The organism is Aequorivita antarctica, assembly GCF_007997155.1.
GTDB classification, from domain to species: domain Bacteria; phylum Bacteroidota; class Bacteroidia; order Flavobacteriales; family Flavobacteriaceae; genus Aequorivita; species Aequorivita antarctica.
In genome coordinates this window covers 173,369-193,847 of the sequence record NZ_VORT01000002.1, presented here as the reverse complement: position 1 = coordinate 193,847, position 20,479 = coordinate 173,369, and the positions used below count along the sequence as shown (strand labels likewise).

Sequence of the window (20,479 nt, the reverse complement as noted above, 5' to 3'; positions counted from 1 at the left end):
GTATTCTGGCATTCTTGGAAAATGATAATATTGACCAGATGATTAGCGATTCGGCTAATGGAAAGTCATGAAGCAATAATAGCTCTGATACTTTTACCCCCGATTATTTCGATAATTAATCATATCTTATTTTTCCCATAATATTTCCAGTGTATTTACCTTGCACTTTATCTTTTGAAAACAATACTTGGTTATTGTAGAAATTCAAAAACACATCGATATCTTCTGTTTTATTGTATAAATATATGCCCATACTTGATCTCCCCATTTGCTCATAATTTGTTGATTGCCCATTCTCCTTTGGGCCAACCCATTTTCCTTCATAGTTGCATTGAAATGTCCCAATGGTCGTAACAACTTTTAAGGCATTGAATGCATCAACTTCTCCCATTTCCTTGTCATATTCAGAAAGTGATTGCTGAGGATACATTCTATTAAAACGAGTGCTTTTACCAGTTCCATCCAGTCCTTCTATCATTATTGTGCCTACATAAGTGGAAACGGAAACTTCTTTTCCGTCAATGAGAAGTGTACTTGGGTTAACAAATTTCCATGTATGCTGTGTAATTTCGTTTCCATCACGAATCGATAAATCACCATTCTTTTTGAAAGTGGCAAACCTTCGATATTCTTTTTTGAAATCGCCAAGCTTCCATATACCTATCAAGGCATCTTCAAGCGTGCGTGAAAAAGGGGTTGAAAGTTCTTGATATTCTTTATGAAGAGGACGATCATAGGTCTTAATTAATTTTTCCAAGGCCATCATAAATTCATCTGCGGTTCCATCTATCTCCCTTCGTACCCAAAATCCAGCAGCAACGTGTGCATAAGCGGCCAAAAGTCCCGGTTTTTTGTATTCCGTAGCATAGGAATATGCTGAATAAACATCTCCCATAAAATAGTTTTTTTGAAAGTCTCCATGACTGAGATGTTCCAAATAGGAAGTTTTTTCTTGCTCCATTGTAACTGAATCTAATTTCCACGCTTTGTAGCTAAGACTATAGGCGCGGGCCAACAATGACAGGTGTTGTTCATAAATATGCTGGGTGTTTTTACGAAAAATTTCATCTGTTGCCCCAGGAATTAAATATTCCGAAATCCATTTTACGAAATTTGGATTGTAATGTCCAAAATCAGCCGAATGCCAATTGAATTGTGATTCGTGTGGCCCACTATTGAAAATTTTGAAGGGTGACAAAAACTGCATTTTATCCAGACTGAGGATGGGTTCCCCATAAGCAATAATACCTCTTATACCAGTAACATAAGCTGCAGGTGGATCATAGTCATTCCCTGCTCGCCAAGTTGCCCGGATTATCCAAGGCACGGCTTCGTCTTTTGCAGCACGGGTTTCAATAAGGGCGTTTTCTATTATTTTTTGTTGCTTGTTTAAGGAGTCGTAGGCAATAAGTTTTTCTTCTGTTCTTTTCTTTAAGTCAATTTTGCTTTTGTCTAAAAAATAAATCCCAACGCTGGCACCTATCAACATTACAACTAAGAGCCCCATAATTGCTCCCATCATCGTACGTTTTTTTTGCCTTCTATCTTTTTCAAGAGCTAAAATCCGATTGTGTTCTTGTTCACTGCGGTTTAGGTAGTCAATACATTCTGTAAATCCTTCTTTATAACGATTTGCCCAAGGAGCTTCGGGTTTAAATGTATCACGCCATTCTAGCGCAAGTTGTAATTCACTTCCTGTTAAAAAATCTTTTTTTTGTTGTTGGTGAAGTTGCCATGCGTCAGCTAGATTTAAATAATAATAGGCTGCTTCGGCTTCCTCGTCCACCCAGACATTCAAGGTTTTCCATTGGCGTATTAAACTTTCGTGTGAAATATCTATTACTTTGTCATTTCCAGATTTGCTTATAATCAGAAATGCGCGTTTATCCTTAATAAATTGTTCAATGCTGTGGAGCACTTCTTTTTCAGTTGCGCCTGTAATGGAAACCAATTGGCTTAAAAGGACTGGGCGTCTTGTTTTACGTCCGTTTTCATCAATAATTGTAAGGGCCTGAAATATTTTTTTTGTGAGATGTCTTTCTTTATCATCCATTCCTGCAAGAGCCTCGTCTGCATGATTGGAGAGCGCATTTTCAATACCGCCAATACTTTCGTAATCTTCAAGGCTCAATTCGTCACTTTTACTATTGCTCGTTTTGTAATCCCACATGCGCATTAAAGCATGTTGCAATAAGGGTAATTCATCCTTTATTTTTCCTAAATCGTTGAGAAGTATTGATGTTAGCGATTGGTTAACCGTACCTCCGTAGAGTTTTGCAGGCCCTTCTATTACTGTTTTAAGTTGGGTACGGTTTAAACGTGGTACTAAATATTGACTCTTATTCATAGCCTCAGGAAGACCAAAGAATTGTGTACAATCGCCAATAAAGTCGGATCGCATTGTAATTATAACATAGAACGCTGTTATAGTTTGTTGTGAAAGCTCCAACATAATGTTCACAAAATCAATGGCTTCATCTTTTCTTTCATTGTTATTTTGATCCATAACAAATCTGAAAAGTTCTTCAAATTGATCTACTAATAAAAAGAAATTAATATTCTTTTCTTTTTTAATGGGCTCAATCAACTCCAAGATGGCCGTTACCCCTTTTTCCTTTACTTCCTGCACCAGAGCTTCAACCTCTTGCTCGTCAACATTTGCGTTTATTTGTAACAACAAGGATTCAGAAAGGTTATATAATGGGTTTTGTCCTGGCTTCATAATAGCCACAAGCCAATGGTCACTATTCTGAACTAAGTATCCTGCTTTCAACAATGGAATAAGCCCAGCCCGCAAAAGCGATGATTTTCCACTTCCGGAACTGCCCACTACAGCTACAAAATGGTGCAAGTGAAGTTGTTGCAATAGCTCCAAGGTTTGTTGGGCTCTTCCAAAAAACAAAAGACCTTCATCAATATCGAAGGGTCTAAGCCCTACATAAGGATTGGGATTATCTGTCTTCATGCCGCTCCAGCTTTTAGAGAGGTTAAAAACTTTTGAATTACATCACCCTCCATAATTTTGCTATTACTGCTGTCCACAATATTTATTTTCAGAAATCTTTGTTTAAGTACAATATCGGTTGCCTCTTTGTGTGGAGGAGCCATATACACAAAGAAATCATCTATGGGATAATTGTTCGTTATTACCAATTGTAAAGCTGCACTCATTCGTTCCGTCATCCATTCCTTGGAAACATTGCCATAAAGAAATATCAACTTTCTCACTTGTGACATTCTGTCTCCCAGCATGTTGATGTTTTTTCGGGGATCGTCTTCTTGTGGATTTATAAATGGTTGTATTTGATTTTCAAGTAAAGTTTTGCTTAGGTTTAGGGCATACATTTGGTCATTTAAATGTGTGTCCAGCAAAACGGAAAGAGTCTTTATATCGTGTTTTTCTTGTGCCTTTTTTATTTTAAGTTGTTCTGCAAAATCAATTATTTCCTTTGCAATAGTACATTTTGAACTTCGGATAAACTCATATCCTTTTTTGGATACTTTTCCAGCCTCAACCTCATTCAAAAAGGTTTTATAGTTTTCTTCCTCTATTTCATCAGAATTCAAGTCTTGTGGCACCCAAATCATTTGGGATTTATCAGTATTCAAGCAAATCTCAGCCTGTTTCTGCGGATACCAAATATCTGATAGACCATCTATTTCACGGCCTGGATATTGATCCAGCAAATGAACCGCAAGATCAGACTTCGCTATAGCGTCTTTAGTGGTTTTTTCGTGGGCGGCTTCTTCATAGGGTGGTGGAATTCCATCAAGAATTTGGCACCCTTCTTTTTCAAGTTCAGCGACAATACGCTTGCGTGGTGTGCGCAAGGTGTCAACAACATCAGCGAGGTATACTTTGAAAACATCACTTCCATCTGCGGAAACTATTTTCTCGGGCTCAAAAGCATCATTACTATTTTTTTGAAAATCTGTGAGTATATTCCAAAGAGCTTCCTTTAATTTTTGCATTTCAATCATGAACTCCGGCGAAATAATTTCTAGGGTATTCCCAAAATCCTCGCTTTCTTTTGAATTGTGAAAAGGAAAACCACTGGTGCCAGCCAATTCTTCGGGCCATTGTGAAAACGGAATATTATTAAGAAGAACATTGATAATGCGAGAACGGTTAGCTATTTTTAACCCTGCTTTTTCAGATTGTGATTTTTTATAGAATATATCCAATTCCTGCTTGCAATATGGAGACTGAATATACCCCGGGGAATTAAGGCAGATCATAATTGCAGATTTCTTGATACCTTCTTCAATAGAATCATCAAAAAGAACGCTGCCGTCCAGTTTTTTACTATCCCACCATATTTTTACCATATCCATTCTGCCAAACCGTTTGGCGAGCATTACATTAAGGTTTTGGTAAAACTGTTTTATCCACCCCTCAAGCTGGCCTGGGAAAGCTAAATTATCTACGTGTGCATAACTAATGAAAATATCGTATTCATATCCTGGAATTAACGCCATCTGATTTTATTTTTAATCTAAATAATTTTCAATATAGTAATAAATGACTGAAAATTAACGAATACTATATGTTTACATATAGTAAATTACTTAACCTAGTTTCTAATTTACGGAGGCTTTTATACCGCGCTGGGATTCATCTTCTTCAAGGCGTCAGTTGCATAATTTGAACCGAAATTGGCGTCGAGATTAAGTGATTCTTCCCGACCCAAAGTGTATAAAACGTAATCAACACCAGGCTTGGAATAACAAACAATCAGGTCTGCCAAAACATTATAGGCGCCTTTTGTTTTTTGTGCTGAGGTATTGAGTTCACTGTAAGCCGAAGAGGCAAATTTTGAACAATCCACTAACTCGTTTTTATTATTGATATAATTTTTTCCAGCAATTACTTGGCAGCCAGCAGACCAATTGGAAGTCCCCATTCCCGACCAATGAATATTGATGCTGTTGTTTACCTCTAAGCTGTTATTGCCTTTAACGGTAAGATCATGAGCCGTAAGTGCATTGTCTCTGTCTAAATCCCGCAAAATTATTACTCCGTTCGAATCATAAGGTTTTAATGCACGATATATTTTCTGCTCTTCAGATATCTTGTGCCAGCCAAACCTATATTTGTGCTGTCCTTCCACTAGCGATGGAGGGATGTTGTTTTTTACCATGTTTTTACTTGGGTCAGTGGAGCCCCAAAACTTGAAAACCATTCCGTTTACAAGCAATACAAAAAAGTCGTCGTTGGCGCGCTGAACGGCGGCTGCAGTATCTTGTTTACGGCGAATCCCAATTAAATGAATGTTATCCGTTGAAAAATTCCAATCGTTTACTTTGATGGTTGAATATGTTTTGGGAAGTGCATTCACAGCCTGCATTATAGGCCCAGGATTGGACTTGTAATGCGCTTTGGCTTCATTGAGAAGCTTTATCCAATCACTGTATTCTTTTGTTGGATTTGCTGTAGATGATTTACCCCAATCTGCTACTTTTCCTTGGTTTTTCCATCTTTGAACGTGTTGCATCGTTACATTGCCAACTATGCCGTCAGGAACCATAGTTTTATCTCCTTCGGGATCCATTGTGCGAACGTATTCCTGAAACAATCGTGCAGCCGATTGGGTTACATAGTCAAAAACCCCATCAACAACTCCTCTGGGCATAAATCCTGCTTTATAAAGAAATTGTTGAAGTTGTGCCACTTCAGTTCCATTTTCCTGCCTAAAGGAACGCCAAGTGGTCCTGTCGTCATCCCTAAAGGAAACAGCCGAAGCTGTAAGACCATCTTTGTGGTATGGAGAAAGATACTTTTTGCGATCTAATGGAATTTTGCCAAGATCGCAGCTGCCAAGAAATAGAGTGCTCATGAAATTAGTTTTTAATTAATATATATAGAAACTGAACTTGAATTGAATCAGTTTTTATTAAAAGCCATTAAGTCTATACTAATCTTGGGGATAATATTTTGAGGAAAGAAAAATGCATCTTCAAAAATAAAATGCTCTTACTCTCTGTAAGTCATTTTATTATAAATTCATTTTCAGTTATAAATATATAAAATTACAACGAGAAAATCGTTGTAACTGTAAATTATGGAAAAAAAAGGTGATTATGTTTGAATAACTATCACTTTGCATTTAGGAAGTCTATTCTTCAGGTGGATGGCCGTGGATTTCTTCAAAAACAGTATCGAAATTTTCACGTAGATAACTTCTCAGTTTTAGGCGATAATCATCTTTTAGCCAACTTATAAAATTATGTGTGCTTTTGCTAATGCATTGCGAGTATCTTTCGATGCGGTAGTCAATGTCATCTCCAAGCATTTTTGCTAAGCCCAATGCATCGTAAACATCTTCACTGTTTTCAATACAGATGTAAGCATGTTGTTCAATGGATCTTTCCAACACTACTTTGGAGGATTCACCTCTAAAAGTTGCATCCTGATAAGTGCCCTTTATATCGAAATAAACTTCATTACTCTTTGCAAATTCTGCTCTGAGTTCTTCAGGCATTTCATATCTAAAATGGCTCTCCAATTCATCATCGCTCAACAGGCGATCCATATAGTAATCGGGCGAGCGGAAAATAGCATGCCAATCCAAAGGTGCTTCCCAAGGACCAAAACGCTGATAGTTATTTCCCAAATCAATCATTGAGAATTTTGACTTGTTGTTCAAAATACGCGACCCACGGCCAATCATTTGGAAATAGAGCGTTAAGGACCGTGTTGCCCTATTCAGAATGATGGTATCAATAGTCGGTTCATCAAAGCCAGTGGTTAAAATACTCACTGATGTCAAAATTGCATCTGGAGTGTCTCGGAACCATTTCAAAATCTGTTTCCGTTGTTTTTTGGTGGCGGTATTGTCCAAATGCATAATAGGCAAACCTTCCGCTTTCAAATGATAATAAACTTGTATGGAAGTATTTATTCCATTGTTGAAAATCAATGTCTTTTTTCCTTTGGAATGGTTTAAATAGGCTTGGTATAATTGATCCAACATTCCCACCGCGGAATAAAGATCATCGGAAGACTTTACGGTATAATCACCATTGGAACCAATTTCCAAGGAAGTCAGTCCCATATTGTATTGAAAAACCTCAACTTCTGCCAAAAATTCATTGTCAATTAATGACTGAATGCTTTCTCCAACTATCAATTCCTGGTAATTGTCCTTCATAGGAAGTCCTCTGTTGGAACTTAGCGGCGTTGCAGTTACACCAAGGATAAATGATTTTTCGAAAAATTTAAAAAGCTTAGTGAACGAGTTGTAATGTGCTTCATCAATTATTACCAAACCAACGTCCGAAATATCCAGCTTATCATCGTTTAGTCGGTTGTTTAAAGTTTCCACCATTGCTACAAAACAACTGTATTTTTCCTGGTCATCGAGGTTTGCTGTGCTGTTCACCACTTTGTTCACAACTCCAAAGCTGGTCAACATATCTGAAGTCTGCTTGCAAAGCTCCACGCGGTGGGTCATTACAAGCACTTTTTTGTTATGGTTCTTTAAATATTGGCGTACTATTTCAGAAAAAATAACCGTTTTTCCGCCCCCAGTTGGAAGTTGATAAAGCAAATGATAGTCGTCGGGCGCAGTTTCAAATTTTTCAAATATCCTGTCAATAGCCCCTTTTTGATAACTATATAGCTCTTTGTCAGTCTTTTTTTCGTGAATTGCGTCTTTGGCCTCGGTCATAAAGTCCCCATTTGTGAAGGTTTGCAAAACTACGTCCTTTTGTAGGTTTTGGACGAAGAAATAGCGAATTTATTACGAACGAATTTTCTGATATTTTATTTTGACTTAGTTTTTAAATAAAGTTGCTCCACTTTTTCGCGTGCCCAAGGAGTTTTTCGAAGAAATGTTAAGCTCGATTTGATGGAGGGATTGCTGTTGAAGGAGTTTATTTTTATTTTTTCACCCAATGTTTCCCAGCCGTAATAATCCACAAGAAATTCCATAATTTCTGCAAGCTTGATTCCGTGTAAAGGGTTGTTGGGCTGTTCGTTATTCATAATTACTTTTAAAGTTCTTTTTCTTAATTGTCTCTTCTTTGTTCTCTAAAAAACTACCAATCAATAGGCCTATAATCTTTCAGAAACTTACCGCTCCAATGTTTTCCTGTATTTATTCCATCAATCAATGGGTCCATCACTCTTGCAGCACCATCAACAATATCTAGCGGTGGCTGAAAGTCGTGCAGTTCCATTTTGCGTTTTGCAAGTTCTACGGGGTCTTCATCAGTAACCCAACCTGTATCAACTGCATTTATATAAATTCCATCTTTTGCAAGACTTCCAGCTGCGGTATGCGTCAACATATTGAGTGCGGCCTTTGCCATATTGGTATGCGGATGTCGGTCTTCCTTAAAAAAGCGGTGGAACTTCCCTTCCATTGCAGAAACGTTTATAATGTGTTTCTTGCCTGTATTTTCCTTCTTCATTATTTCACCCAAACGATTGCAGAGCACAAAAGGTGCAATGGAGTTTACTAACTGAACCTCAATCATTTCGGTGGTTTCAATTTCACCAAGCCTTAAACGCCAACTGTTTGTTTTTCGAAGATCTACTTGCTGCAAATCTGCATCTAATTTTCCTTCGGGAAATACTTCTTTGGCACTTAATGAGTTGTCAAAACTATACGGAATCTGTGATAACTTAGCAGACGCACGAATACCAATACCTGGCTCAGAACCGTGCCAAGTAACGGGCAGATTCTTGTTTGGGTTTTTGCCAATGTCAGCCGTAAGTGTTTTCAATTCCTGCAAGCAATTCATATGATCATGCAATAATTCCTTTACAAACTGCGGATGTTCTTCAAAAGGCATTTCCTCCTTCGCCATCAAATGCTGGTAAAAGCCTGCTGGCCGCCTTACGGTTTGGGCAGCATTATTGATGAGAATGTCTAAATTTTCGTATTTCTGCTCAATGTAGTTACAGAAAATCTCCACACTCGGAATATGGCGAAGATCCAAACCGTGGATTTTCAATCGATTCGCCCATTTATGGAAATCTTCTTCCTGAGCAAAACGATAGGCCGAATCTGCTGGAAACCGAGTTGTAGCAACTACAGTAGCGCCTGCCCTAAGCAACATTAATGAAATATGGTACCCAATTTTTAATCGGGAACCCGTCATAACAGCCACTTGTCCCGTTAAATCAGTAGTCTGAAATCGTTTTGCGTAGTTGAAATCGCCGCATTCCGTGCACATTGTATCGTAAAAGTGATGTAGTTTGGTATAAAGTGTTTTACAGACGTAGCAGTTGCGCGGCGTTTCAAGTTCTAGTTCTTTTTTTGAAGATAAATCTGCCGTTTGCAATAGTTTCGGCGCTACGAATACTACATTTTCCCGAGCACTTCTTATCCCTGTTTCCTTACGCGCAGTTCTATCTTTATTGGCCTGCTTGCGTTTTTTTGCTTTTTGTGCATCTTTTTTCCTTCGCGAAAACTCATCGCGGTTAGGTCGTGAAAGTTGCCCCGAAGCTTTTATTAAAGCGGTGCGCTGTTTTTTTGGGATTTCGAATATGCAATCAGTATTACTGTTCAGATATTCAAGAATAGCTATACACTTAGCTATTTCTTTGGCGTTGATTTCTTGGTTGGCATCAATACCAGAAACGGTCTTATTCATATTCTCCATTTCTTCCGTTGTGGAAGTTTCTATTTCAGAAACCCGATGTGACATAAATTAATTTTCGGCAAATATAGTCACAGTTTGAATGTTCAAAGCATTTTATTTCAAATAGTAAAAACAATAGTTATTGGTTTACCAATTCCTTTTGAACATTTGTGGGTACCGGTTGATAGGACGAAAACGCAGATTTAAAAGTTGCCCTGCCCTGCGTCAACGATCGTAAATCTGTTGAAAAACCATAGAGCTCTGCTTCGGGGGTTAAACATTTTAGAACTTGATAGTTATTGTTGCTCTCTATTCCCTGAATCATCGAACGGCGAGCCTGTAAATCAGTCATTACGTTACCCACCATTTCTTCAGGCACTTTCACGATAAGTTCTAAAACTGGCTCCAAAAGCTTGGGATTCGCATTCAAAAAAGCTTCTTTGAAAGCGTGCGCACCCGCAATTTTAAAGGAAATATCATTAGAGTCCACAGAATGCATTTTGCCATCATAAACCATTACGCGCACATCGCGAATATATGAGTTTACCAACGGGCCTTCTTCCATTACTTCCAAAACACCTTTCATTATTGATGGCAAATAACGCTGGTCTATCACGCCACCAACAATACAGTTGTAGAAAACTAATTTTCCACCCCACGAAAGGTCCACTTCTTCTTTTCCTCGGATATTGAAACCCTGCGGCTCATCCATACCTTCGTTCCAAGGTTCAATTTTTAAATGAACTTCTGCAAACTGACCAGATCCACCCGACTGCTTTTTATGTCTATAATTTGAAGTTGAGGAACGCTGAATAGTTTCCCTGAAAGCAATTTTTGGTTTTTCAAATCTTGCTTCCACACCGTATACATTTTTCAACGTCCAATCTATAGTGGCAAGATGAAGCTCACCTTGGCAGGAAAGAATAAGCTGCTTTGCCTCAGAGGAAAAGGAAATTTCCACTGTGGGATCTTGACTGTGAATTTTCTTTAAAGACTCGCTGAGCTTTTCTTCGTCTTTCGTATTTACAACAAAAACGGCCTTTTTCACTCTTGGTGGTGGGAATTTAATAGGTTTTATGGTAATTGCATGTTTAGGTGCCGCCAAAGTATCATTAGTCTCGGTGAATTTCAATTTCAAAGTTGCACCAATGTCCCCCACGGTCAATTTTGTAACGGGTTGGCGCTCCTTTCCATCCATTATGAATAGCTGATTTATTATCTCGGTTTCATCATTTCGAGAATTGACTAATTTATCATTAAGACGAACTTCCCCACTCATCACTTTAAAAAAGGTTATCTGACCCAAATTGGGTTGATACACTGTTTTGAAAACAAATAAAGCCGTTGGGTTTTCCTTTGTGGCATTTACTTCTTTTCCTTCCATGCTTTGCTCAGATTTTAAATCTGCGGCGGCGGGCGCAACATTGTCAATAAAACCCATCAATCGCCCTGTTCCCATATCGTTTAAAGCAGAAACGCAAAACACCGGAAAAAGTTCATGGTTCAACATTCCCGCTTTGATGCCAACCCGCATTTCGTCCTCATTTAAAGTTCCTTTCTCAAAAAAAAGCTCCATCAATGTTTCATCATTTTCTGCAGCTTTTTCTATCAATTCATTGTTGAGTTCGTTGGCTAATTGCTTTTGATCATCAGGAATTTCCAACTTTTCGGGCTTTCCTCCATCTGGAGAAAATTTGTACATTTTCATCTTCAGTACATCAATAATGCACTGGGCACCATCCACAACCAAGGGATATTGCATTTTTACGGCGTTGTTGCCCACCAAGTTTTTTATGCTTTTGAAGCTCTCATCAAACTTCGCATTGATGTGGTCTATTTGGTTAATTACGAAAATCGTTGGTTTGAGGTATTTATCGATATAATTCCAAATGATCTCAGTCCCCACTTCCACACCTTGTTGTGCATTCAAAACAGTAAGGATGGTATCTGAAACACGAATGGAAGAAATGATTTCTCCAATAAAATCATCCAAACCAGGAGTGTCGATAATGTTTATTTTGTAATTGCGCCATTCTGTATGCAGTGGGGTGGCGAAAATAGAGTTACCCCTTTCGTGTTCTACATCGTGATAGTCTGAAACAGTGTTTTTATTTTCAACCGTTCCGCGACGGTTTATGAGACCAGCTTCAAAAAGCATGGTTTCCGCAAGTGTAGTTTTGCCGCTGTTATGGGCGCCTACAAAGACTACGTTTTTGATGTGTTTGTCGTCGTATATTTTCATCTGTTCGTATTTTTTGGTTAGTATATTTCAGATGCAATGCGCCAAAAAATTCTTAAGTAGTTTGGACTTGCTTATTTACTGTAAATCATATTGCCGGTTAGTATTTTTGGACACTTAAAGATAAGAAATATATTCAATATTTTTTTTAGAAACATTCAATAGTTACAGATAATCTTTCCATAAAGACATAATATTTAACCCTTATTGAGTAAATCAAAAACTTGTATATTTATTCGATTTTTAAAATTGAAACAATGAGAGAAACACTAACTAACCAAAAATTTCAAGCATTCATCCGTAAACTTCTTTTGTTATTAATTCTTTTTTATTCTGGAAACCAGAGCATTGCTCAATGTTGGGAGAAAATCGAAAAAAGAGCTTGGCATGCATTTGCTATTCAAGAAGATGGGAAGTTGTTGAGTTGGGGACTTAATCAACAAGGACAATTGGGAATTGGAACCACAATAGACCGACTGGAACCTATTCAAATTAATTGTGCTCTTGGGGAACAGAAGATTTTGAAATAGCACAACAATTGGAAGTTTTTCCAAATCCGGCAAAAAAAAGCATTCACATTATTTCATCCCAAAAAGGAAATACTGAAAAAAATTAGCATAATTGATTTTACTGGGAAATTTATAATTTAAGAATGAACCTATTAATAACGAAGAATTTAATATTGAATTCTTAAACCCTGGTAACTATATCTTACAAGTAGTTATGGATAGTGATATCCATAATATTAAATTAGTAAAAAATTAATTCATTAACTTACTTATTTAACAATTTTGGTTACGTGGTTTCCATCCATCGTTTGTATTTCTACAATATAAATTCCCGAAGCATACGTATTGAAGTCTACTGAATATTCTAAAGAATAAATGTTTAAGGCAGTAAAAATCTCTTTTCCTGTAACATCAACAATAGTAATTGAAATTATTGATGAAGAAGATTCAATGGATAGCAAATCCTTAACTGGGTTTGGGTAATAAGAGACAATAGGTGCAGTGTCAAAATTTTCGGTGTTTAAAACAATATTGCTGTTTTTAATAATAGTACCCGCGTCGCCTACAACAATTGCAGAAGTAGGAGAAACCATAAAAACATCATATAGTGTTTCGGTTGCTCCAGTGTCTTGATGAGACCAAGTATTTCCACCATCATTTGTGATAATAACATTACCTTGTGTGGATACCACAATTCCATTGTTGGCATCGTAAAAACTTACTCCTTGAAAATATTCTGTACTACCAGTATTTAAAATAGTCCAATCATCTCCGCCATTTATAGTTCTTGCGACCAAACCTTTTGAACCTACAGCAAACCCTATGTTTTCGTTTACAAAATCCATTTCAGTCATTAAAACATTCGTGGTATGAAAGACTTCTGTCCAAGTGGCTCCACTGTTTACGGTTTTTATAACACTACCTGTTTGTACAGCGATATAACCAGTAGTAGGAGATGTGAAAACAACATCGGTAAGCAATTCAGAAACTCCAGAATTTCCTTCTGTTACAGTCGAACCGCCGTTGTTTGTTATCCATAAATTACCAGCTACGCCAACAAAGTATGCCTTAGTCGGACTCACCGCAGAAACAGCCCATAACGAGCTACTGTCTGGTGGAGTTATAGAAGTCCAGGTTGTACCCCCATCTGTAGTTCTATGCATAGATCCAACTGTGGTTGCCGCGCCATAGCCATAGGTATTATCAAAAAAACTAAAATCGCGAGTAGCTTTGGAATTGCTAAGAACCCAAGTATCCCCCCCGTTTGTAGTTTTCATAATTTTATTAAATCCACCAGAAGCAAAACCTTTCTGCGAATCCATAAAATAGATAGCGTCCAACCTGCCCGTTGCAGCGGAATTAATTATATCCCACTGTTGTGCTTGAACTGTATTGAGAGAAATACTAATTAAGGAAAGAATTAAAGTAATTTTTATCATAATAGAATCTAAATAGTTGAATATTGTTAAACCTTCCGTTATATTTAAGAAGGCCTCAAAACTAAACATTTTTCGACAAAAAAGGGAAAAGCATTTTATTGAAATAAAATTCAATCAATTTTTTTGGTTAAAATGAAGTTTTATTTTTTTTAAGAGAAGATAATCAGCAACAGTAATTATTATTAAAATATTCCCAAAGTATGATGTGTATTTTTTCAATCTGTCTAAATATCATTATCTTCACATAAACTAAAAAAAAACAACATGAACAATAAAGGAAAAGGAATATTGGCATTGCTAGGTATAGCAGGTGGTGCATTTGCATTTTGGAAATACAAAAATATGTCGCCAGAAGAAAAACAAAAGCTTAAAGATAAAGCAACCGAAACAGGTAATAAAATAAAAGAAAAAGCTGGAGAAGTACAAGATACTATTTCAGAAAAATACGACCAGCTTAAAAACGCTGCTAAAAAAGAAGCAAACGATTTTACTAATTAATATCCTGGTTATTAAAATAGAAAAATCCCGACAAGTGCGGGATTTTTTATGCTTACATTTAAAATGTTTAAATTTTCTTAACCCTCACGGCGTTCATTCCTCGTTGCCCTTTTTCGAGCTCAAAGGTCACCTTGTTGTTTTCAGTAATCTCATCTATAATACCACTTACGTGGGTAAAGTATTTTTCGTTGTTTTCATCATCTATAATAAAGCCGAAGCCTTTGGAAGAATCATAGAAAGAAACTGTTCCTTTTCTTACTGGGTCAAAAGCTTCGCGATCACCTTCTTCTTGCTTAGGAATTCCTAGTATTATATCTTCAGCTTCTACCTCCACTTTCATTGATGGATCTGGCGGAGTATCTACTAAATTTCCGTTGTAATCAACATACACAAATTCAATTCCTGGAGTTTTGTCTGCCTTACGGGCATCTTTCTTCTTTTGCTTATCTTCCCGTTTTTTCAGTTTTGCTTTTTCCTTTTCTTTCTTGCTGTATGTTTGTTGCGATTTTGCCATTTGTATTTTTTTGAATAAAAAAAGCCATCCACGGTGGGCAGATGACTTTTTAATTAGTTATATGTAATAAATTGTTTTATTGGTTTACCTAGCTGGATTTTAAATATTGCTCACCTTAGTGGTGCAAAGGTAAAGTAAATTAAATAGTTAAAATCATAAAAATGGTTAAAATAAGGAAGCTATATAATCGTTTACTAAAAACCTTCCCAAGTTTCGGAATTATAGATTCCCAGCATCTTTGCCACAGCAATCATTTGTTTCGCAACTAGTTAAGTTCCTGAATTAAATCTATTGCTTCATTTCCAGAAATATTTTTTAATAAAAAAAACCTCCCTAAGGAGGTTTTCCAAGCATAACTATAAATGGGAATTAGTCATGCTTTATAAAATTAAGCGCTGCAGAATTCATACAGTACCGCAAATGTGTTGGTGCGGGTCCATCATTAAATACGTGGCCCAAATGCAAACCCGTTGATTTTTCTACAATTTCATCACGGGTCATCCCTAAGCTGTTGTCTTTTATCCAAACTACGGCATCGTCATTGATCGGTTTTGTGAATGAAGGCCATCCCGTTCCCGATTCAAATTTATCTTCACTGCTGAACAATGGTTCGCCCGTTGCAGCACTTACATAAATACCTTTTTCATGGTTGTTGTTGTATTCATTATTAAAAGGAGTTTCGGTTCCTTTTTTCACCATTATTTGATATTGTTCATCTGTAAGTTCTTTTTTCCATTCGGTATCAGTTTTTGCTTTTGGAAATTGGCTGTTAATTGCAGGGTCGTCTGCTATCTCCAATGTTTCATTTGTAGTCATTGCCTTGTCGCCATTTTTTGTTTGGTTGTTTTGGCAAGAAACCTGCGAAAGACATACTAATAATCCGAATGAAAGTGTGACTGTTTTTAATAAATAGTTTCTCATATTGTTGATGCTTTAAAGAGTATTTTTATACATACTATAAAAATATACGCAAACTAAGTCGAGATGGTTTTATAAAACTAACTATCAGAAAATATAAAAAACTGTTATTGTTTCAATTTGTCAGAATGCATTTTTCGAAGTTTGGCTAGTTTTGGCGAAATAACAGCTGTGCAATACCCTTGCGATGGGTTGTTGGCATAATAATTTTGATGGTCATCTTCTGCAGGATGAAACTTTTCCAAAGGACTTAATTCAGTAACAATCGGATTTTCATAATAGGGTGCCATTTCATTTAGCACGTTTTCAGCTATCTGTTTTTGCTTTTCATTTTGATAAAAAATAACCGAACGATACTGCGTGCCCCTATCCGCCCCTTGTTTGTTCAAGGTTGTGGGATCGTGGCTGGTCATAAAAATAACAAACAAATCTTCAAAAGAAACGACCGTTGGGTCAAAGGTTACTTGTATCACTTCAGCATGGCCAGTAAGAGCAGAACACACTTCACGGTAAGTCGGCGTTCCAGGAACACTTCCCCCGGAATAGCCTGAAACTACTTTTTCAACGCCCTTTATTTGATCGAAAATAGCTTCGGTACACCAAAAACAACCTCCACCTACAGTCATTTGTTCAATTTTTTTGCTCTCCATTTTTTTTTGAAATTTATAATCCAAAGATACTCACTGTTTTTCTTTAGCTCCATAAAGGATTGTTAAAGATCGTGCGCGTTTCTTTGTCTATAATTTTTTGATTTCTTATTAAATTTTATATATTCGGAAAAATATAAAAATGTCCCAAATGTTCAAAAAAATATTCTTAATATTAATTGTGGCAATAAGCTGCACTCCTCTATTTTCTCAAGAAAGACCTATAGAAATTGTAGAAGAAGCTAAGGCCAATCGTCTCTTTCTATATGCCCTAAACAAAAATGAAAAAGATTTAGACGTTTCCATAACTGTTGAAGGAACCAACTTTCGCCAAAGTAAGAGTGTGCCGAGGGCCGTGCGTGTTCCGGCTGCATCAAAAGTTATGCTTACCAACTTGATTGTGGAAAGAGGTAAAAAGGCCAATTACACTTACGAATTAAAGGTAAGTGATAGCCTTTCCCGCCGTGCATTGCAAAAGGAATATGAGTCGATTAAAATTGAACCAAAAAAAAAGATAATTGTTTACATACCTGAAAACTGTAGCAGTTGTGATAGCCTTGTTTCCAGTTTAGAAAAAAGCCATTATCTATACACTTCCCATAGCTTTTCCGAAAAGCCCGAATTGAAAGCCCAACTGGCTCCAGCCTTCGTTAATGCCACAGTAAAAATTGATTCTGTTACTGCCCCAATCATTAGCTTAGGTGGCGTGCTACATGTGAAAATCGAGGACTACGATCAATTATTGGAAGAATTAAATAAATAGTTTCAATTTCGACATTATTCAATTTCTTAACATACATCAATGTGAGAGTGTCTTGTGTACCCTAGTTTTGTCCTATAAATAATTAATAACTAAAAATTATAGATATGGACAATGCAATAACAGTTTGGAATATTGATACTACACATTCAGAAATCAATTTTAAGGTAAAGCACATGATGATTTCTACCGTAAGCGGTAGTTTCGAAAAATTTGATGGCAAGGTTGAAACTTCAAATGAAGATTTTAAAAACGGAAATTTTTCATTTGCTGCGGAAATCGATTCAGTAAACACAAATAATAAAGATCGCGACAATCATTTAAAGAGTGATGATTTCTTTGGAGCTGAAAACAATCCGAAGTTAACCTTTAAATCAAAATCATTTGACGGTGAAAAAATGATTGGCGATTTAACAATAAAAGGTGTTACAAAAGAAGTAACCTTAGAAACAGAATACAACGGCACCGCAGTTGATCCCTATGGACAAACGAAAGCAGGTTTTGAGTTTGAAGGCAATATAAACCGTAAAGATTTTGGCCTTACTTGGAGCGCCGTTACCGAAGCTGGAAGCATTGTAGTGAGTGATAAAGTAAAATTGATTGCTTCACTACAATTCATAAAGCAATAAATTTTAATAATATAATATTCCCCTTTTAAGAATCGAGAACTTTGTTTGTTTCAAATGAAGTTCTCGTTTTGTATTTTCCTAAGACTTTTCCCTCTTCACATATTCCCATTCGCTAAAAGCAGTTCTTAACATACATCAATGCAAAACAATAGTTAAGGATGTAATTTTACAGTACAAAATAAAAACAATTTAAAATGAAAACAAGACAAATAGAACGCGTATTAACACCACCCGCACCACATATGGTAGGTGATGGTTTTAGGGTACACCAATATATTCCTTCTGGAATACAGGAAGGTTTTGAAAGAATGGACCCCTTTATTATGATGGATTACAATAGCAAATTCTACTTCCCTCCCACCGATCAACCGCGGGGAGTTGGTGTACATCCGCACAGAGGCTTTGAAACGGTGACTATTGCATATAAAGGAAGCGTTGCGCACCACGATAGCGCTGGTAACAGTGGTGTAATTGGTGAAGGCGATGTACAATGGATGACGGCTGCCTCGGGAATTCTTCATAAAGAATACCACGAAGAAGAATTCAGTAAAGCTGGAGGATACTTTCAAATGGTGCAGTTGTGGGTAAATCTTCCCGCAAAGGATAAAATGAGCGCCCCAAAATATCAGGGAATCACAAATGCTGAAATGAAAAAAGTTCAACTCCCAGATAATGCTGGAGTTGTTGAAGTAATTGCTGGAGAATACAATGGTGAAAAAGGACCCGCTTTTACATTTACCCCAGTTAACATGCTAAACGCGAAGTTGAACAAAGATGGAAAAGCCACTTTCAGTTTTCCTAAAAATTACAATACTACAGTTTTGGTAGTTGAAGGAAATATAAAAGTGAACAATTCCGAAGAGATTAAAACCGATAGTTTGGGACTGTTCGCCAATGATGGCGAAGAATTCACCATTGAAGCAACCGATAACGCTGTAGTTTTAATATTAAGCGGTAAACCCATAAACGAACCTATAGCTGCACAAGGACCATTTGTAATGAACACTCGCAGCGAGCTTGTTCAAGCTATAAGTGATTTTAATATGGGGAAATTCGGTTATTTGGAATAATAAATTTAAGTAACTTTAAAGGATGCAAAAATGTCTGGTCGAGCGCAGTCGAGACCTATTTAGCATCCTTTTTTAATTTTTACAACTATGTCAAACCTAAAAATAATAATTCCAGAACGCGCCGCAAATATTGGAAACTTTATGGTTGGTCGCTTGCTCCCTTTTCGCGAAAAAAGGATGGTTGGTCCTTTCGCTTTTATTGATCACATGGGCCCTGTGACGATGGACGAATCTGAAAATCTGGACGTTCCGCCACATCCGCACATTGGACTTTCAACACTAACTTATCTTTTTGAGGGAAGCATTATGCACCGCGACAGTTTAGGTTCAGAAGTTGAAATCACACCAGGCGCCGTAAACTGGATGACCGCAGGAAAAGGCGTGGTCCATTCGGAAAGAACTCCAGAAAGTCTTCGAAATACTAAGAAATCATTGCATGGTCTGCAGATTTGGGTGGCGCTTCCGAAACATTTGGAAAATATGGAACCTTCGTTTCATCACACCAATAAACAGGAAATCCCACATTTTGAAAAAGATGGTGTTTCAATAAAAGTAATTGCAGGGGAGGTTTTTGGAAAAAAATCGCCGGTTCCCGTCCACAGCAATCTTTATTTTTTGGAATTGAAAAGCGGGAAGAAACGTAAAATCAGTCTTGGTGATTATCTTTTTGGTGAAAGCGGCCTGTATATCCTGGAGGGAAATATTTTCAGCGAAGGAAATACTTACGAACCTAAGCAAATTTTGATAGCGAATGATAGCAAACTCTGCGAATTTGAAATGGCGGATAATACAACTGTTTACATTTTTGGCGGTGATCCTTTCCCTGAAGAACGTCATATATATTGGAATTTTGTTGCAACGGAAAAAGAAACTATCGAAAGAGCGAGAGAGGATTGGAAAGCAAAACGTTTTCCAAAAGTACATGGAGAAACTGAGTTTGTTCCCCTTCCAGATTAATTGGTTTTGAAATTTTTATGCGCCAATTCTTTACGAACACGGCTTAAACTTTCTGGGGTAATTCCCAGGTAAGAAGCAATCATCCATTGAGGCACTCTCAGCAAAAGATCTGGATACATTTTTATAAAACTCAAGTAACGTTTTTCTGCCGTAGCACCAAGCAAAAGATTGATGCGTTTCTGCATTTGCCGAATATGGTTGTGCAATAGTTTATCGTTAAACCTACTGAAAACAGGGCTTGTTTGACTTGCACTGCAAATAAAATCTTCGCCAATCATAACTACTTCAGTGTCCTCTATGGCTTCAATATAACTTTCAGAAGGGTCGTTGAAATAGACGCTGCTCCTATCAACAACAAACCAATTTTCGGGCGCAAACTGGATTACGTGTTCCTTTCCAGATTCATCGAGCATATAGGACCGCAGCAAGCCTTTTTCAACAAACAAAGAATGTTTACACAAATCGCCTTTTCTTAAAACGATAGCTCCCTTTTCATATTTTACCCGTTTTAAATCTGAAGTTACCTTAGCGGCTTCGTCTGCAGTCATTCCTGCGGTTTCCACCAAATAAGAATTAAAGCGGGGTTCTATTTTATTATTTTCTAAAATCATTAAATAGTGAATTTCTCAACATTTTAAAATTACTGTTTTCTTACGAAACAGCTGTCTGGTTTAAGAAATAAACTTATGGCACTTTCTTTGATTTGTG

General features: G+C 37.0%; 18 protein-coding genes. 6 read left to right on the top strand and 12 right to left on the bottom strand.

Going from position 1 to position 20,479, the window contains the following annotated elements:
* Positions 1-115: 115 nt before the first annotated feature.
* From ESU54_RS03485 to ESU54_RS03455, 7 genes are all read right to left on the bottom strand, one after another.
* On the bottom strand, positions 116-2,965 hold the full coding sequence (locus ESU54_RS03485) for an nSTAND1 domain-containing NTPase (protein ID WP_111843756.1): 2,850 nt from the start codon (positions 2,963-2,965) through the stop codon (positions 116-118).
* Positions 2,962-4,479, bottom strand: coding sequence for a toll/interleukin-1 receptor domain-containing protein (locus tag ESU54_RS03480; RefSeq protein ID WP_111843755.1), 1,518 nt, complete (start codon positions 4,477-4,479; stop codon positions 2,962-2,964). Before ESU54_RS03480 ends, ESU54_RS03485 begins: the two co-directional genes overlap by 4 nt.
* A gap of 119 nt (positions 4,480-4,598) precedes the next feature.
* Positions 4,599-5,837 (bottom strand): peptidoglycan-binding domain-containing protein, encoded by a 1,239-nt coding sequence (locus ESU54_RS03475; RefSeq protein ID WP_111843754.1) that lies wholly within the window; start codon positions 5,835-5,837, stop codon positions 4,599-4,601.
* 279 nt (positions 5,838-6,116) lie between these two features.
* A complete protein-coding gene (locus ESU54_RS03470) occupies positions 6,117-7,670 on the bottom strand; it encodes a DEAD/DEAH box helicase (RefSeq protein WP_111843753.1) in 1,554 nt (517 codons plus the stop codon).
* 95 nt (positions 7,671-7,765) lie between these two features.
* Positions 7,766-7,987, bottom strand: a complete 222-nt coding sequence (locus ESU54_RS03465) for a VF530 family protein (RefSeq protein ID WP_111843752.1) — start codon at positions 7,985-7,987, stop codon at positions 7,766-7,768.
* 53 nt (positions 7,988-8,040) lie between these two features.
* On the bottom strand, positions 8,041-9,603 hold the full coding sequence (locus ESU54_RS03460) for an SDR family NAD(P)-dependent oxidoreductase (RefSeq protein WP_111843973.1): 1,563 nt from the start codon (positions 9,601-9,603) through the stop codon (positions 8,041-8,043).
* 127 nt (positions 9,604-9,730) lie between these two features.
* Positions 9,731-11,833 (bottom strand): elongation factor G, encoded by a 2,103-nt coding sequence (locus ESU54_RS03455; protein ID WP_111843751.1) that lies wholly within the window; start codon positions 11,831-11,833, stop codon positions 9,731-9,733.
* 254 nt (positions 11,834-12,087) lie between these two features.
* Between ESU54_RS03455 and ESU54_RS03450 the strand changes: the two genes are divergently transcribed.
* Positions 12,088-12,360 (top strand): RCC1 domain-containing protein, encoded by a 273-nt coding sequence (locus tag ESU54_RS03450; protein ID WP_111843750.1) that lies wholly within the window; start codon positions 12,088-12,090, stop codon positions 12,358-12,360.
* 248 nt (positions 12,361-12,608) lie between these two features.
* Here the strand turns inward: ESU54_RS03450 and ESU54_RS03445 are convergent, their stop codons facing one another.
* Positions 12,609-13,778 carry a T9SS type A sorting domain-containing protein gene (locus tag ESU54_RS03445; protein ID WP_160113256.1) on the bottom strand — a complete coding sequence of 390 codons (1,170 nt, stop codon included), beginning with the start codon at positions 13,776-13,778 and terminating at the stop codon, positions 12,609-12,611.
* 264 nt (positions 13,779-14,042) lie between these two features.
* On the opposite strand from ESU54_RS03445, the gene ESU54_RS03440 reads away from it, so the two are divergent.
* A complete protein-coding gene (locus tag ESU54_RS03440; RefSeq protein ID WP_111843748.1) occupies positions 14,043-14,276 on the top strand; it encodes a YtxH domain-containing protein in 234 nt (77 codons plus the stop codon).
* 67 nt (positions 14,277-14,343) lie between these two features.
* On the opposite strand, the gene ESU54_RS03435 is transcribed toward ESU54_RS03440, so the two are convergent.
* The 3 genes from ESU54_RS03435 to msrA all read right to left on the bottom strand — a co-directional run bounded on the left by ESU54_RS03435 (position 14,344) and on the right by msrA (position 16,358).
* Entirely contained in the window at positions 14,344-14,790 is a 447-nt protein-coding gene (locus tag ESU54_RS03435; protein ID WP_111843747.1) for a cold-shock protein, read from the bottom strand.
* Positions 14,791-15,159: 369 nt separating this feature from the next.
* Positions 15,160-15,711, bottom strand: a complete 552-nt coding sequence (gene msrB, locus ESU54_RS03430) for a peptide-methionine (R)-S-oxide reductase MsrB (RefSeq protein WP_111843746.1) — start codon at positions 15,709-15,711, stop codon at positions 15,160-15,162.
* A 104-nt stretch (positions 15,712-15,815) separates the two neighbouring features.
* Positions 15,816-16,358 (bottom strand): peptide-methionine (S)-S-oxide reductase MsrA, encoded by a 543-nt coding sequence (msrA, locus tag ESU54_RS03425; RefSeq protein ID WP_111843972.1) that lies wholly within the window; start codon positions 16,356-16,358, stop codon positions 15,816-15,818.
* Positions 16,359-16,506: 148 nt separating this feature from the next.
* On the opposite strand from msrA, the gene ESU54_RS03420 reads away from it, so the two are divergent.
* The 4 genes from ESU54_RS03420 to ESU54_RS03405 all read left to right on the top strand — a co-directional run bounded on the left by ESU54_RS03420 (position 16,507) and on the right by ESU54_RS03405 (position 19,771).
* Complete coding sequence (locus tag ESU54_RS03420) at positions 16,507-17,118, top strand: hypothetical protein (protein ID WP_111843745.1); 612 nt, start codon at positions 16,507-16,509, stop codon at positions 17,116-17,118.
* A gap of 104 nt (positions 17,119-17,222) precedes the next feature.
* Positions 17,223-17,744: a YceI family protein gene (locus ESU54_RS03415; RefSeq protein ID WP_111843744.1), complete on the top strand. Its 522-nt coding sequence runs from the start codon at positions 17,223-17,225 to the stop codon at positions 17,742-17,744.
* Positions 17,745-17,938: 194 nt separating this feature from the next.
* Complete coding sequence (locus ESU54_RS03410) at positions 17,939-18,814, top strand: pirin family protein (protein WP_111843743.1); 876 nt, start codon at positions 17,939-17,941, stop codon at positions 18,812-18,814.
* A gap of 87 nt (positions 18,815-18,901) precedes the next feature.
* Entirely contained in the window at positions 18,902-19,771 is an 870-nt protein-coding gene (locus ESU54_RS03405; RefSeq protein WP_111843742.1) for a pirin family protein, read from the top strand.
* On the opposite strand, the gene ESU54_RS03400 is transcribed toward ESU54_RS03405, so the two are convergent.
* Entirely contained in the window at positions 19,768-20,382 is a 615-nt protein-coding gene (locus ESU54_RS03400; protein WP_111843741.1) for a Crp/Fnr family transcriptional regulator, read from the bottom strand. The two genes, ESU54_RS03405 and ESU54_RS03400, sit on opposite strands and share 4 nt — an antisense overlap.
* Positions 20,383-20,479: the final 97 nt, after the last annotated feature.